This is a genomic window from Flavobacterium aquicola (assembly GCF_003385115.1).
Classification (GTDB): domain Bacteria; phylum Bacteroidota; class Bacteroidia; order Flavobacteriales; family Flavobacteriaceae; genus Flavobacterium; species Flavobacterium aquicola.
The window spans coordinates 173,007-187,440 of the sequence record NZ_QUNI01000010.1 but is presented as its reverse complement, the minus strand read 5'-3'; the positions used below and the strand labels follow the sequence as shown (position 1 = coordinate 187,440).

Genomic DNA, 14,434 nt, shown 5'->3' with positions numbered 1-14,434 from the left:
TACTATGAGGTATTAATCCAAATTTCTCTGGGCTATCCCTCTGTAAAAGGTAGATTGCATACGCGTTACGCACCCGTGCGCCGGTCTCTAATTCCGAAGAACTATACCCCTCGACTTGCATGTGTTAAGCCTGCCGCTAGCGTTCATCCTGAGCCAGGATCAAACTCTTCATCGTATATTATTTGTCTTGCGACTATTTATTATTCGACTCAGTCTCTATCGGTTTTTATTCAAATCTATACGATTCTATTACTCTTATTTTATTTGTTCCGATTTGCATCGGAACGGCTGTCAATTCAATATGTCTAGGAACGTGTTCTTCTGTATTTCTTCGCTTTTCGTTGTTTCGATTAGCGGGTGCAAAAGTAGCAATTCTTTTTTAACCGGCAAGATAATTTTGAAGTTTTTTTGAAAAATTTGTTTTTCGCTTTCTTCTCTTCTCTTACTCAGCCTTTCAAGGAACATTGCGCGTTTTGCGGGGTGCAAAAGTAACCAACTCTTTTATTTCTCACAAGCTTTTTTAAATCTTTTTTTGAAAATTTCTTTTCTCTTTTGATTTGTTTTCCTGTCAGTGTTTTAAAGAACGTCTTCGCTGTTGCGGGTGCAAAAGTAGCTCCTTTATCTCTTTAAACAATGGCTTTTCGTGTTTATTTTTGACTTATTTTTTAATATACTGGTAACCTTTGCTTTACAGCAGGGGTTTTTGAGGATTTTTAATTCTGACAGGGCATTTTCAGGCTGTTTTATCGTTTTTGGCAGGTTTCGGAGGGTTTTGCTGTGAATTCTGCACTTAGTTTTTGCATACATTATATATATGTATACCAATGCCGGTTTTTCTGCCTTGCTTATTTTATCTCCTGTCTGAAGTTTGAAAAGACTCTCCTTTAGAGTATACATCTGGCTGAAAGCTCTCTTTACAAACTCCTAAAACTTCTGCTTTCACTGTAATTAATACATTACATATAAATGAATTATATTTTTTATACAATTCAATTATATTTTTTATATAAATAAATTATACATTTTGTATAAAACATTTATACTTTTTATATAAAACAATTATACGTTTTGTATAAAAAATTTATACTTTTTATATAAATTAATTATACTTTTTATATAAATAATTTATACGTTTTATATAAATTAATCATAGAAATACCGACTTTAGATGGAGAATTTAAATTCTAAGACTGATGGAATAATGCTGAAGTCCGATAGGGAGTACTCTATTATTATATCAAAACCTCACCCCCAACCCCTCTCCAAAGGAGAGGCTATGATTTAGACATGTATTTGATATTATATAACAAGGACAATTCTTGTTATGAATCGCAAATGCACTAGCCCTGATTGCTTCGCCAGTTCGCTTCGCTCGTGTGAAGTGGAAATCCTCCCCGGCCGGGGTTCGGCCGGGGAGATTGTAACGGATAGCAGGATTTAGCTCCTGATTATTTGGATTAGTTAATCGAATCGGATGGCTTTGACCGGAGAAATTTTTGTTACTATATATGAAGGAATCAATAATACTAAAGCACAAATTGTTACTGTAAGGATATTTAATGCTAAGATATACCCAAAGTTAAGATATACTGGCGCTTGATTTACATAATAATTTTCGGGATTTAATTTTATAATTCCGAACTGCTGCTGCAGCACTAACAACGAGACACCAATCCCGTTACCCCACAATAATCCTCTTGCTATAAGGTAAAATGCATTATAAAGAAATACTTTTCGAACGGACCAGTTATTTGCACCTAGTGCTTTAAGGATACCTATCATTTGTGTGCGTTCGAGTATTAAAACCAGCAGAGCGACTACCATATTTATGGTTGCAACCAGTATCATGACAACTAATATTACTATAATATTGAAATCAAAAAGCTGTAACCATTCGAATATATAACTATATTTTTCGATGATTGTTTTTGTATCCAGAGTTGAAGATGTTTTTTTATATACCTGCTCTCCTGTTTCTTTTATTGTATTGAAGTCTTTCACGAAAACCTCAAAAGCACCAATTTGATTAGGATTCCATTTATTGATTCGCTGAATATGCCTAATATCACCTATTATATAGGTGGCATCAAACTGCTGAAATCCTGAATTAAATATTCCTGTTATTTTAAATCTTCGAACATTTGGCAATTGATTTTGATTTTCCTTAATAAAAAACGTATTAAAGGAATCACCGACTTTTAACTGCAGGCGATTAGCTAAAAACTGAGAAATAACAACTTCGGAAGTGATGTTTTTAGATAAATTTGGTAATTGCCCAGAAACCAGATACTCTTTTATATTTCCCCATTGATAGTCATTACCAACTCCTTTAAATATAATTCCTTCGAATGCAGTTTCGGTTCTGATAATTCCTGCTTTACTAGCTATTGCCTGAATATGGCTTACTTCTGGAACTTCACTAAACTTTGGATAAAAATCCTGATTCTTAGCAATTGGCAGTATTGTGACCTCAGATTGGTTATTATCGTAATTCGAAATTATAATGTGACCATTGAAAGCAGCAATCTTTTCACGGATTTTATTCTGCAGTCCAATACCAGTAGCTACAGAAACTATCATCATAATCATACCAATGGCGATAGCGGCTATAGCAATGTTAATTATTGGGGCCGATATGCTGCTTTTATAATCTTTGGCAGTAATAAGCCTTTTTGCAATAAAATATTCTAAATTCAAATTGATTTATTTTGAGGAGTCGAACAAATATACATAAAGTTTCAATTAAGGTCTTGTTAAACCTTCGAAGTCTAGAGCGGTAATTTCTTTTTCATCTCTTCGACAATATTGAATGCAGCTGGGCATATTGCAACATTCTTGAGTGTCAGATCCGTAATCTGCTGAAATTTTTTCCTGTCAGTATGCGGAAATTCCCTGCACGCTTTAGGACGAACGTCATATATATAACAGGTATTGTCCGTATCAAGAAAAGTACAAGGCACACTTTGCAATACATAATCTTTATCTTCATCAATACGCAGATACTGCTCAATAAACTGCTGCGGTTTTTGTCTTAAAAATTTAGAAATTCGCTCAATATCAGCCAAAGTAAATAACGGCCCCGTAGTTTTACAGCAATTAGCACATTTTAAACAGTCCGTTTTTTTGAATTCAGTTTCATGGATATTACCCATTAAGTAATCTAAATTCTTAGGCGTTTTCTTTTTTAGCTTATCAAAATACTTTTTGTTTTCGATATGCTTATCTTTGGCAAGTTTTCCTAATTCGTTTAAAGCTGGCTTCAATTTAAATATATAATGTTGAATTCGCAAAAGTACTAAACTTTAAACTCGGAAATTTAAACTTGAAACTAAATTTATGAAAGATCTTTTTGGCAAAGCTATTCTTGACTACCAAACCAATAATGAACCTGAGAACTTACTAACTGAGACTTCAATTTCTGAAGAAGATGAAATGGAGGTTAGTTATCTTTTTAGAGATTATTCACAAATGCCAAAAATAGAACAAAAAGCCCTTCAGCTGGCCAAAGGAAAAGTTCTTGATGTAGGCTGCGGAGCTGGAAGCCATAGTCTGACTCTGCAAAATGACCGAAATCTTGATGTAACTTCTATTGACATCTCAGAAAATGCAATTCAAGCCTGCAGACTTCGCGGATTGAAGAATGCAAAAGCGCAAGACGTAATGACTATCGAAAATGAAAAATACGATACTATCATCTTACTAATGAATGGTACAGGAATTTTCGGAACCTTAAAAGACACACCTAATTTTTTGCAGAAACTAAAAACTCTTCTAAATTCAGATGGTCAAATCCTTATTGACTCATCCGATATTATTTATATGTTTGATGATGATGAAGACGGCGGTAAATGGATTTCAAATGATGGATATTATGGCGAATTGACCTTCACCATTTCATATAAAAATGAAACAGAAACTACCTTTCCATGGCTCTATCTTGACTACAACACATTACAAAATGTCGCTTCCGCAAATGGATTTCAATGCGAGCTGATTCTTGAAGGAGAACATTATGACTACTTAGCCAGACTTTCAATCTAAAATCAAAAAAGCCAAATGCTGAAACAGCATTTGGCTTTGTCAAGAATGACTCTTTATGTTTTAAGAATTCAACATTAACCTTGACTAGCAATTTTTATTGGCACCTCATAAAGAACTCTAACTTTTTGCCCTCTCGTTTCGCCACAAGTCCACTTAGGAGACTTGCTTATAACTCTCTTCGCTTCGGCACCAGTTCCTCCGCCAAGATCTTTAACCACATTCACATTAGTAACACTTCCATCAATTTCGATAATGAACGCTATTTTCAAGGTCCCCCCATTACCATCATATTCCGGCATTTGAAAGTTACTGCTAATAAATGTCATGAATGCATTGTTTCCTCCTGGGAACTCTGGCCTGACTTCAACTTCTTCATAAGCATAAGGAGCATCATCAACCATAGTAGCCGTTACCTGTGCAGAAGCAAAATCCACAATAAACAAAGTTATTATAGAAAGTAAAATTCTTTTCATAAGCTTTTAAATTATATATTTTTAAAAAAGTAGGTTTTGGTAAATATATAAAAAAATACACTTATAAAAACAGATTGAATAAAAATAATCAAATTTAATTGACATATAATCATCAATATAACATATCACTAGGATATACTCATAAAGAACATTCTTTTAGTAAGAAAAATACATAGTCAAAATAGCTAAAAATTATTTTAACAAATACACTACTGGCAAAACATTAGAGGGTTTGGAATTCATAATAAATTCCAATAAATAAAAACATTTTCTTAAGGAATATTTAAATACTTATGTGTTTGCAATGACACTCTCCATTTTGGATTATTCATAACATAATCAACAATCTGCGGAGTCATTTCTTCTTTTTTACTCCATTCAGGCTGGAGAAAAAGTATCGCTCCAGGATTAACCTTAAGAGCCTGCTCTTCGGCAAAAATAAAATCATGTTTATTATAAATAATCACCTTAAGCTCATTTGCACTGTCATAAACAGTTTGAGTTGGTAATTTGTTTTTCTTTGGCGAAAGGCAGATCCAATCCCAAGTACCGCTTAATGGATAAGCTCCCGAAGTTTCTATATGAACTTTTAAGTTGTTGTCTTTTAATTTTTGTGTTAAAGGATCCATATCCCACATTAATGGCTCTCCGCCAGTAATCACAATAGTATCCGCATACTTGGATGCATTTTTTACTATTAAATTAATCTGAGTAGGAGGATGAAGTTCGGCATTCCAGCTTTCTTTAACATCACACCAATGACATCCTACATCACATCCTCCTATTCTAATAAAATAAGCCGCAGTTCCTGTATGAAAACCTTCCCCTTGAATTGTATAAAACTCTTCCATTAATGGAAGCATAGTTCCTTTGTTAACTTCTAATTGAACTTCTTTAGATAACATTATATAAATTTAGGGTGCAAATATACGTAATAAAAAGAAATCCCAATGACCACTATTTAAACGCAAACATTATAAAGGAATTACTCAAAAGAATTCATAATAAAAAAAAAAACGATAACTGTTTCCAGTTATCGTTTTTTTTTACAAAAATATTTTATTTATCTATTTATTTTAAAGCTTTTAATGAATCTAACGCATATTGATTCGCTGGATCTAGAGTCAGAGTTTTGTTAAAATATTCAATTGCTTTTGCCTTATCAGTATTCGCGTAACTAGCCGCAGCACCATTATAGCTTTCCATAAGTTTTTTTACAGTAGCAGGTTTTGCTAATTCTTCCGGACCTTTTTCCGTAACTATATTGATGTAATCATTATAATATTTTATTGTCATCTCATCGTTTTCCAATAAACTATTAGTTCTAGCTCTGTATAAATAAGCATCCTGAGTTTTAGGAGATGCCTCAATTACGGCACCATAAGCTAAATCAGCTCTTTGCAACGCAATAGGATCTGGTTTAATATCTTTTCTTGTATTATCAAAATACAAACTATTGCCTAAATAGAAATTATCCAGCACATAGTTCTTAGATTCTTTATTCGCTACAGCTATTTCATAAATTGCACCTGCCTGTTTGAACAGCTTTAACTCATACATTTTTTTACCAACATCACTAATATTATTAGATAAACCGTTAGCGTCCATTTCAGCTGATTTTTTTACATCTAGAATACCATTATCAAATAAAACTACGTCAAGATTTTTCCCGTCTTCTCCAACTGCTTTTTTAATTTTAGAAAAACCTAAAGTTTGATAATCGAATGCAATAGTTTTATTTGCTGGATCTGAAATAAAACTTTCTAATGATTTTATAGCAACATCATAATTTCCATTTTGATAAGCTGATATACCTAAATAACGTAAAATTCTAGGATTAACTTTATCCAATTCAACCATTCTATTTGCTTCAGCTTCCAGAGCTTTATATTCTCCTGCCAAAACCAAAAAATCAGCATGTCTCATTCTTGAACTAAGCGAATAATCTGTCAATGTCAAATATTTCTCATAACTCACTAAAGCTTTATCGATATAAGTTCTATATTTAGCTGGCTCATTTCTACCCCACAAATAATACGTTTCAGCTAGTTCGCGGAAAACAGGACCATAATTTGGATTAATTGCCACAACTTCATCAAACGCTTTTATAGCTTCAGTGTAAGCTTTGGCACCTTTTAACAAAACACCTAACTGCATTTTTGCTCTAATTAAAGTATTATCTGCAGCGTACGCATTTCTATAAGCTGAATATGCTTCATTTTGATTTTTATCTCCATAATATGCATTACCCAAAGCTAAATTTAATTGCGCATCCTGAGGATTAACCAATTTAGCTTTATTCAGATATTCTAATGCCTTTTTATAATCTGGTTTAGTCGAATATGTATAAGCTCGCCCAATAAAAAGATACTCTTCAATATCTTTCTTCTTGATATCTTTAAGAGCTAAAGCAAACTTTTCCTCAGCCGCAGCTGCATTTCCATTATCAAGATCGATCAGCCCCAGACCAATATGATTTAACCTAGCACCTTCCGATCCGGCAAGACCTTTTTGGTAATAAATCTTTGCAGAATCTGCATTGTTTTGTAATAAATACACATTACCTAAATAAAAATCAGCTGTACCATTGGTCGGTTTAGCTGCTATTATAGATTTTAAAATTGATTTTGCACTTTCAAATTGCTCAGCATCGATTGCTTTTTTTGCTTGATTAAGATCTTGCGCACGGCCAGTTGTAACAACTGCCAATAGAGCAATACTTAAAAATTTAACTTTATTCATCTTTATTACATTAAATTAATTTCAATTATTTTTTTTCATTATTAGTGTTACCGTGAATAATATTTAGCTTCCTTGTAGGTATTTTGTATGGCAACAAACCTGATTTCAGTACAATTCTTTGCCCAATATCACCTGCAACGAATGAAGCAAATCCCATCCCTAAACCTGAATAACCTTGACAATTCACAATATATAGATCTCGCAATAAAGGATATGTACCTTCACCAAAATTATTTTGCGTCGGAGCATAATAACCTTCTTTGTCCAGACCTTTAACACTTAAAATGTTTATATTCCCAACAATAGATTCCATTGATGCGCTGGGCTGTGATAACCAATTTACACCTACCACACCAATCATACCGTTATTTTCAGAAACAAACTTTAAAACCTCATTATTTGTTTTAAAAGTATAAACCTCTTTCGCAGGCAGATCGTTCAGTTCTGCCAAATTCTTCATATAACTTACAGTACTTGAATTTGGATTATCAAAAACTAAGCCTTTAATTTTAGAACTTCTCTCCCCCTTCATGAAACCAATTACATCCTTCAAAGCGATTAAAGTATCGTTATTTGTTTTATTAGAAACAAAAGCTATGCCATCAATAGCAAATTTAGTTATTTTGGGAACTATTTTTCTTTGTTCAAAAATATTTAACTCTTTTTTAGTTAAATTTCTAGCAATTACAGCAATACCAGCACTCTTATCAAACAATGAATTTAAAACTTCAGATTCAGATTTTGAAACTAATTTGAATTTGGCATCATAACTGCCTTCAAACACCATAATCTGATCTTCGACAATCGGAGTGATTGTTTCATCTACATAAATAACCGCTTTACCTTTCAAAATTGTTTCATTATTTACAGCTACATTCTCATCTTTTTTACAATTAAAAAAAAGAAAAACAAACAGGGATAAAACCAAATAAATATTAAATCTAGACATAGTTATTCTTTATTAGCATTATATACGCGGAAAAACCGAATAATAGCATAAACAATTAATACAACGCCTAAAGCTATTCTATATTGCATCTGCATATCGAATGGAAACTTATTCCAAAAAATAATCATTAACCCCAAAAAGAAATAGGCTAAAAAAACCAATATGGTAATAACAAGAAGAAATCGCTCAATAAGCGATTTCTTCTTCAAATTGTTAAATAAATTATCCAACATTACTCTGCAGATTGTATAGTAATTGGAAGAGAATATAACACCCTAACCTTTTTACCATTTTGTTCACCAGGAAGCCATTTAGGACATTTGTTTAACACTCTAATTGCTTCTTTTCCTGTACCATAACCGATATCTCTAATTACTTTGATATCTGTTAATGAACCATCTTTTTCTACTACAAAAGTAACATAAACTTTACCTTTAAGACCTTCTTCTTCAGGAGCCTGATAATTTTTACCTACAAAAGCATAGAATTTTTCAATTCCTCCTGGGAATTCTGGTTTTTGTTCAATACCAGCTAAAGAGTGTACACTCGTATCTTCAGCGATAACTTCAACTGCTGGACCATTTCCAACTTCCAGCTCTACTGTAAGTGGCGCATTGGGATCTCCTTTGATAGTTTCTGCACCAGTCTTTTTGTCTTTGATATCATCCATTTTTGGAGGATCTTCAGTAACATCCTCTGCCTTAGCAACAACTGGCTTAACGAATTTAACCATGTCTTGTTTAGGTGGTGGCGGTGGTGGCGGAGCAAGATCTTTAGGAGCTTCGACTTTTTTCTTAGGAGGCAGCTTAACGGCAGTTATCTTAATATCATTATCAGCCTCCTCACCACTGTCTGGTAAGTAGCTCGCAATAAGCGGTGCGCTGATAGCTAAACTAAAAAGAATACTACCAATGATAAGAGCTCGCATAGAAGTCTTGCGATTCGTTTTTCTAAGTTCATAAGCACCATATATCTTATTACGTCCTTCGAAAACGATCTCAATCCATTGATTTTTAATTAAATCTAATTTCATTTTTTATAATTATTAGGTTATTAGTAAAAATATTATCTTACTTCTAACAATTTTACTTCTTCAGGTGTAAATTCATTTACTATTGCATAAGATCCAGTCTTATTTACCCCCACTATTGCCATTTCATCCAAAACATCAACTAAATTACGATAAGTTGATTTTTTACTTGGCTTGATAATGACAATCATTCCTTTCCCAGGTTCGCCTTTAGCTGTTGAATACTGCTTAACCTGTTCCATTCTAGTTAATAATTCTTTACGAATTCCATCTTTACCATAAGAAAAATCTTTTGGAGCAGCAAGTGGAGTTTCTAACATTCCCATATAACGAATTAACTTTCCATTTTCTCCAAGCAACAAAGTCAATGTCTTGTTTTCATCAACCTTAATAGGCTTCTCTTTAGTTTTATCTTCTTCTTTATCTGGCAACGTCAAATCCATGGATTGAGGTTTTGACAAGGTAGTAGTAAGCATAAAGAATGTGATCAATAAGAAAGCCAAATCCACCATGGCAGTTAAATCTACCTTAGAGTTTTGTTTTTTACTTCTTACCTTACCACCGCCTTTTTTGCCACCGCCACCGTCGGTATTTAATTCAGCCATTTTAGTGTATCTTTTTTAATTAAAAATTCTTTCCTCTTAAACCTGTAACCAAGTTAAAGCTATTAACTTTTTGATCTTGCAAAAGATCCATTACTTGTTTGATTGCAGGATATTGTTCCTTAGCATCTCCTTTTATTGCAAAATTCAATTCTTTGTTATTAACTTCAATATTTGCTTTACGGGAATAAAGAACCCAATCCTTCAACTGGTTATCTAAAGAATCTTTAGGTATACCAGGCTGGCCTGCTTTACTTCTATCTGCTGCTTTCATATTCAAAATTTCTTTTAAATTTTGAATAGGCACACCAAAACTTTCCATTAACCCAAATTCTTCTGACTCTTTTTCAGTAAATTCAACATCGTACTTATCAGCCATAAATTCAAGTGCCTTTTTACGAACATCTTTTCCTTTAAGATCAAAAAATACAACTGTCTTTCCTTGTGCCTTACCAATTGTCAGTGTCGACAAATTATCAGCTGGCAACTTAGTCTGTACAGTAGACTGCGGAGTATCAACTGGTAATACTTCAGGTGTTTTAGCAGTAGCAGTCAAAATAAAGAACGTTAGCAAAAGAAACGCAACATCACACATCGCCGTCATATCGGTAGATGTAGATTTTTTCTTCATTACTATTTTTCCCATTATTTTTTTTATATTTTATTTGATATAAAAATATCAAAAAATTAATTATTGTTTTAAACTGCCTCTAAAGTGTCTGTAAGTGTTTACGATAGTAGTTCCAGCCTCATCAATAGAATAAGTTAAATCATCAATTTTTGAAGTAAAGAAGTTATAAGCAACAATAGCAGTGATTGAAGTAGAGATACCTGTAGCCGTATTAATCAATGCCTCAGAGATACCAACAGCAAGTGCAGCTTGGTCTGGTGTACCAGCAGAAGCCAAAGCACCAAACGCTTTAATCATACCAGATACAGTTCCTAATAATCCTCCAAGTGTCCCTAAAGATACCAAAGAAGAAATGATAGTCATGTTTTTCTCTAACATTGGCATTTCAAGAGCAGTAACCTCTTCGATTTCTTTGTGTATAACTTCAGAAGCTTCTTCACTATTGAATCCTTCTTTTTTAACATCTTGATATTTAACTAATGCAGATTTAATTGCATTTGCAACAGATCCTTGTTGTTTATCACATGAAACAATAGCACCATCAATATCTCCTGATTTGATACTTGCTTGGATTGCTTTCATAAATTTATCTAAATTTCCTTTACCAGCAGCTTTTGAAATAACAAAAAACCTTTCAATAGAGAAAACAATAACCATTAATAACATACCTAATAAAACTGGTACTATAAATCCTCCTTTATAAACTTGTCCTAATGTATTCAATGGATGACCTTTCTCTGTATCTCCACCTTCAAAATTCGTTGGATCCCCCATCACCTGAGACCAGATTAACCAACCTACAAAAATACATAATGCAATAATAATTCCTGAAACCATTCCTCCACCGTTTGAAGTGCTTTCTTTTTTAACTTTAACGTTTGCCATTTTTTTAATTTTTAAATATTTATTTTAGTTTTAATAAACTTGTATAGGAGCAAATTTAATTTTTTAGTTGAAATAAAAAAACTTTTTTTTAAGTATTCTAACATTTTATTTTATTACTAAAACAGCACTATAACGTTTTTTAAGAATAATTGAATAATATTTTCAAAAATACTTTCCAAATTATTCTAAAATAAAGTGATTTTAGACATTCTCAACATTTTTATTCAAAAAAGACGTCAAATCAAAAAACATATAATTCCATCAAAACAATATTATTTTGTGATATAATTTATAAGAAACACTTGATTATTTCATTTAAAGAATATTTAATACCTTGCAGTTGATATCAAAACTACCAAAAAATGAGCAAAAAAGAGAACTTTATTCAGCTGATAAATGAAGGCTATTTATCCAAGGGAGAAAGCATAATCCTTGGCGGTGCTATTCTTGATGGAGAAGCACTGCCCGATACTTTTGTAAAAATCCCATTAAAAACCCTAAATAGGCATGGACTAATTGCTGGTGCCACCGGGACCGGAAAAACAAAAACGATTCAGGTTCTTTCTGAACAGCTTTCTTCGTTTGGAATACCAGTCCTTATGATGGATATAAAAGGTGATTTTAGTGGTGTTGCCAAAGAAGGCGAAGAGAAAGATTTTATAAAAGAACGCCACGCAAAATTAAATATTCCTTATTCCGTATCCAGCTTTCCTGTTGAATTAATGACACTTTCCAAACAGGAAGGAGTAAGACTTCGCTCTACAGTTTCAGAATTCGGTCCAGTACTTTTTTCCAGAATTTTAGATTTGAATGATACCCAGACGGGAGTTGTTTCTGTAATTTTCAAATATTGCGATGACAATAAAATGCCTTTACTTGATTTAAAAGACATTAAAAAAGTCCTTAATTATACAACAGATGAAGGGAAAGATGAAATAGAAGAAAGTTACGGCAAGATATCCACTTCGACCACCGGTACTATTTTAAGAAAAATCATAGAACTCGAACAGCAGGGCGGCGATTTATTTTTTGGAGAATTATCTTTTGAAATTGATGATTTACTACGTATTGACGAAAACGGAAAAGGTTACATCAATATTATTAGATTAACTGATATTCAGGACAAACCTAAATTGTTTTCGACTTTTATGCTAAGTTTATTAGCCGAAATATACCAACAGATGCCAGAAAAAGGAGATGCGGATCAACCGGAATTAGTCATATTTATTGACGAAGCTCATTTGATTTTTAATGAAGCCAGCAAAGCTTTATTGGAACAAATAGAAACTATAGTAAAATTAATTCGCTCCAAAGGAATCGGAGTCTACTTTATTACACAAAATCCTATGGATATCCCGAGCGGTGTTTTAGCGCAGCTCGGACTTAAAATTCAGCATGCTCTGCGAGCTTTTACAGCAAATGACAGACAAGCCATTAAACAATCCGCAGATAATTATCCGACGTCAGAATATTATAAAACGGATGAAGTTTTAACCAGCTTAGGAATTGGAGAAGCGCTGGTCACAGCTTTAAATGAAAAAGGAATTCCAACGCCGCTTGTAGCCACGATGATGCGGTCTCCAATGAGCAGAATGGATGTTTTAACCGATTCTGAAATTCAGGAAATTAATTCAAAATCAAAACTAGTCAAAAAATACGATGAAGTTATTGATCGCGAAAGCGCCTATGAGATACTTACAAAAAAAATAGAATCATCTCAAGAACAAGCTGTCGTTGTCGAAGAAACAAAGCAAGTAAGTACCGAACCAAGCACCGCAAGTGTTGTTACAAAATCAGTGTTAAAAGTCGTAACCAGTGCTACTTTTATAAGAGGCGCATTTGGAATATTATCAAAACTTTTTAAAAAATAATTCCAAAATGAAAAACTATATTAAAGTCTTAATTCTTCTTTTAATTTTAAATGGCTGTTCGCCAAAGTCAGAAAAAAAGAATATTGCTTACATCAAACTAGAAATTGTTAAAACCGAAAAAGACTTTGAAAAATTAACAGCCGAAAAAGGACTGGCAGAGGGCTTTTCTCAATTTGCAGATTCAAATGCAGTCATTAAAAGAGAAAATGATACTCTAATCATTGGCAGGGACAATATCAAAAAATACTATTCAAACCCTAAGTATCTAGATAAAACTGTCACTTGGTCTCCTGATGCTGTAGTTGTTTCTGATGCTGGAGACATGGCTTCAAGCTACGGTAAATATGTTTGGACTTCAAAAGATTCCACTGGAAAAGTACAGGTTTCAAAAGGCATTTTTCATACCGTTTGGAAAAAACAAAAAGACGGTTCCTGGAAATACATTTGGGATTAAATAAATTCTTTACAGGACAAAACAATCAATTTAAACATCTATTTCTTATATTTGTTTAAACACAGAAACACATGAAAAGCATTTCAAAAGAAACCATTTTGAAAATGGATAAGATTGAAAAATTAAATCTAATTAATTCATGTACCGGATTTAAATCTGCCAATCTCATTGCTACAAAATCTATTGAAGGCAATACCAATGTTGCTATTTTCAGCAGTGTTACCCACTTGGGAAGCAGTCCGTCTTTGATTGGATTTATTGTACGCCCAACCACTACTCCAAGGGATACTTATAAAAACATCATGGAAACCGGCTATTTCACAATAAACCATATTACTGTTGATATGATTGCTGATGCACATCACACATCGGCTAATTATGAGTCTGGTCTCTCCGAATTTGACAAAACCAATCTTGAAGAAGAGTATAAAGAAGGAATCAATATCCCTTTTGTAAAAGGCAGTCCGGTGCAGCTATATTGTAAGTTTGTAAATGAATACCTAATCAAGGAAAACAATACAATACATGTTATAGCTTCCATTGAAAATATTTTTTTTGAAGAAGTACTTGAACACAAAGATGGCTGGCTGCAGCTTGATAAAGGAAATGTTGTTACTCTAAATGGCGCGGATGGGTATTTTTTACCAAAACTAATCGACCGTTTTCAACATGCCCAACAAGACATTCCAACAAAATCTTTCAGAAAAGACAAAGAATAAAAAAAATAATTAACCAAAAACGGGAATAGCATTTAGA

The 14,434-nt window shown here is 33.0% G+C and carries 14 protein-coding genes and 1 rRNA gene; 4 read left to right on the top strand and 11 right to left on the bottom strand.

The window, feature by feature from the left end:
- From C8P67_RS16440 to C8P67_RS16425, 3 genes are all read right to left on the bottom strand, one after another.
- A 16S ribosomal RNA gene (locus tag C8P67_RS16440) occupies nt 1-175 on the bottom strand; the annotation flags it as partial.
- A 1,286-nt stretch (nt 176-1,461) separates the two neighbouring features.
- The gene (locus tag C8P67_RS16430) at nt 1,462-2,697 is read right to left on the bottom strand and encodes an ABC transporter permease (RefSeq protein WP_115814266.1); all 1,236 of its coding nucleotides are present in this window, start codon (nt 2,695-2,697) and stop codon (nt 1,462-1,464) included.
- Between the two features lie 71 nt (nt 2,698-2,768).
- Nucleotides 2,769-3,263, bottom strand: a complete 495-nt coding sequence (locus C8P67_RS16425) for a YkgJ family cysteine cluster protein (protein WP_115814265.1) — start codon at nt 3,261-3,263, stop codon at nt 2,769-2,771.
- A 73-nt stretch (nt 3,264-3,336) separates the two neighbouring features.
- Here C8P67_RS16425 and C8P67_RS16420 point away from each other — a divergent pair, with 73 nt between their 5' ends.
- Entirely contained in the window at nt 3,337-4,041 is a 705-nt protein-coding gene (locus tag C8P67_RS16420) for a class I SAM-dependent methyltransferase (RefSeq protein ID WP_115814264.1), read from the top strand.
- Between the two features lie 74 nt (nt 4,042-4,115).
- Here the strand turns inward: C8P67_RS16420 and C8P67_RS16415 are convergent, their stop codons facing one another.
- The 8 genes from C8P67_RS16415 to C8P67_RS16375 all read right to left on the bottom strand — a co-directional run bounded on the left by C8P67_RS16415 (nt 4,116) and on the right by C8P67_RS16375 (nt 11,353).
- Nucleotides 4,116-4,514 carry an energy transducer TonB gene (locus C8P67_RS16415; protein ID WP_115814263.1) on the bottom strand — a complete coding sequence of 133 codons (399 nt, stop codon included), beginning with the start codon at nt 4,512-4,514 and terminating at the stop codon, nt 4,116-4,118.
- Nucleotides 4,515-4,786: 272 nt separating this feature from the next.
- Nucleotides 4,787-5,419 carry a 7-carboxy-7-deazaguanine synthase QueE gene (locus C8P67_RS16410; RefSeq protein WP_115814262.1) on the bottom strand — a complete coding sequence of 211 codons (633 nt, stop codon included), beginning with the start codon at nt 5,417-5,419 and terminating at the stop codon, nt 4,787-4,789.
- A 166-nt stretch (nt 5,420-5,585) separates the two neighbouring features.
- Nucleotides 5,586-7,256 carry a tetratricopeptide repeat protein gene (locus C8P67_RS16405; protein WP_115814261.1) on the bottom strand — a complete coding sequence of 557 codons (1,671 nt, stop codon included), beginning with the start codon at nt 7,254-7,256 and terminating at the stop codon, nt 5,586-5,588.
- Nucleotides 7,257-7,281: 25 nt separating this feature from the next.
- Nucleotides 7,282-8,205, bottom strand: a complete 924-nt coding sequence (locus tag C8P67_RS16400; protein WP_115814260.1) for a substrate-binding domain-containing protein — start codon at nt 8,203-8,205, stop codon at nt 7,282-7,284.
- 232 nt (nt 8,206-8,437) lie between these two features.
- On the bottom strand, nt 8,438-9,238 hold the full coding sequence (locus C8P67_RS16390; protein WP_115814258.1) for an energy transducer TonB: 801 nt from the start codon (nt 9,236-9,238) through the stop codon (nt 8,438-8,440).
- Nucleotides 9,239-9,270: 32 nt separating this feature from the next.
- The gene (locus C8P67_RS16385; protein WP_115814257.1) at nt 9,271-9,840 is read right to left on the bottom strand and encodes an ExbD/TolR family protein; all 570 of its coding nucleotides are present in this window, start codon (nt 9,838-9,840) and stop codon (nt 9,271-9,273) included.
- 19 nt (nt 9,841-9,859) lie between these two features.
- The gene (locus C8P67_RS16380) at nt 9,860-10,483 is read right to left on the bottom strand and encodes an ExbD/TolR family protein (protein ID WP_115814256.1); all 624 of its coding nucleotides are present in this window, start codon (nt 10,481-10,483) and stop codon (nt 9,860-9,862) included.
- Nucleotides 10,484-10,528: 45 nt separating this feature from the next.
- Complete coding sequence (locus C8P67_RS16375; RefSeq protein WP_115814255.1) at nt 10,529-11,353, bottom strand: MotA/TolQ/ExbB proton channel family protein; 825 nt, start codon at nt 11,351-11,353, stop codon at nt 10,529-10,531.
- A 362-nt stretch (nt 11,354-11,715) separates the two neighbouring features.
- On the opposite strand from C8P67_RS16375, the gene C8P67_RS16370 reads away from it, so the two are divergent.
- The 3 genes from C8P67_RS16370 (at nt 11,716) to C8P67_RS16360 (ending at nt 14,397) form a co-directional block, all read left to right on the top strand.
- Nucleotides 11,716-13,224, top strand: coding sequence for a helicase HerA-like domain-containing protein (locus tag C8P67_RS16370; RefSeq protein WP_115814254.1), 1,509 nt, complete (start codon nt 11,716-11,718; stop codon nt 13,222-13,224).
- A gap of 7 nt (nt 13,225-13,231) precedes the next feature.
- Nucleotides 13,232-13,678, top strand: coding sequence for a YybH family protein (locus tag C8P67_RS16365; RefSeq protein ID WP_147298248.1), 447 nt, complete (start codon nt 13,232-13,234; stop codon nt 13,676-13,678).
- 71 nt (nt 13,679-13,749) lie between these two features.
- The gene (locus C8P67_RS16360) at nt 13,750-14,397 is read left to right on the top strand and encodes a flavin reductase family protein (protein ID WP_115814252.1); all 648 of its coding nucleotides are present in this window, start codon (nt 13,750-13,752) and stop codon (nt 14,395-14,397) included.
- Nucleotides 14,398-14,434: the final 37 nt, after the last annotated feature.

What these genes read in the sequence shown, in the direction of transcription:
- C8P67_RS16420 (WP_115814264.1), top strand. Translation starts at nt 3,337, where the DNA reads ATGAAAGATCTTTTTGGCAAAGCTATTCTTGACTACCAAACCAATAAT.
- C8P67_RS16415 (WP_115814263.1), bottom strand. Translation starts at nt 4,514, where the DNA reads ATGAAAAGAATTTTACTTTCTATAATAACTTTGTTTATTGTGGATTTT.
- C8P67_RS16410 (WP_115814262.1), bottom strand. Translation starts at nt 5,419, where the DNA reads ATGTTATCTAAAGAAGTTCAATTAGAAGTTAACAAAGGAACTATGCTT.
- C8P67_RS16405 (WP_115814261.1), bottom strand. Translation starts at nt 7,256, where the DNA reads ATGAATAAAGTTAAATTTTTAAGTATTGCTCTATTGGCAGTTGTTACA.
- C8P67_RS16400 (WP_115814260.1), bottom strand. Translation starts at nt 8,205, where the DNA reads ATGTCTAGATTTAATATTTATTTGGTTTTATCCCTGTTTGTTTTTCTT.
- C8P67_RS16390 (WP_115814258.1), bottom strand. Translation starts at nt 9,238, where the DNA reads ATGAAATTAGATTTAATTAAAAATCAATGGATTGAGATCGTTTTCGAA.
- C8P67_RS16385 (WP_115814257.1), bottom strand. Translation starts at nt 9,840, where the DNA reads ATGGCTGAATTAAATACCGACGGTGGCGGTGGCAAAAAAGGCGGTGGT.
- C8P67_RS16380 (WP_115814256.1), bottom strand. Translation starts at nt 10,483, where the DNA reads ATGGGAAAAATAGTAATGAAGAAAAAATCTACATCTACCGATATGACG.
- C8P67_RS16375 (WP_115814255.1), bottom strand. Translation starts at nt 11,353, where the DNA reads ATGGCAAACGTTAAAGTTAAAAAAGAAAGCACTTCAAACGGTGGAGGA.
- C8P67_RS16370 (WP_115814254.1), top strand. Translation starts at nt 11,716, where the DNA reads ATGAGCAAAAAAGAGAACTTTATTCAGCTGATAAATGAAGGCTATTTA.
- C8P67_RS16365 (WP_147298248.1), top strand. Translation starts at nt 13,232, where the DNA reads ATGAAAAACTATATTAAAGTCTTAATTCTTCTTTTAATTTTAAATGGC.
- C8P67_RS16360 (WP_115814252.1), top strand. Translation starts at nt 13,750, where the DNA reads ATGAAAAGCATTTCAAAAGAAACCATTTTGAAAATGGATAAGATTGAA.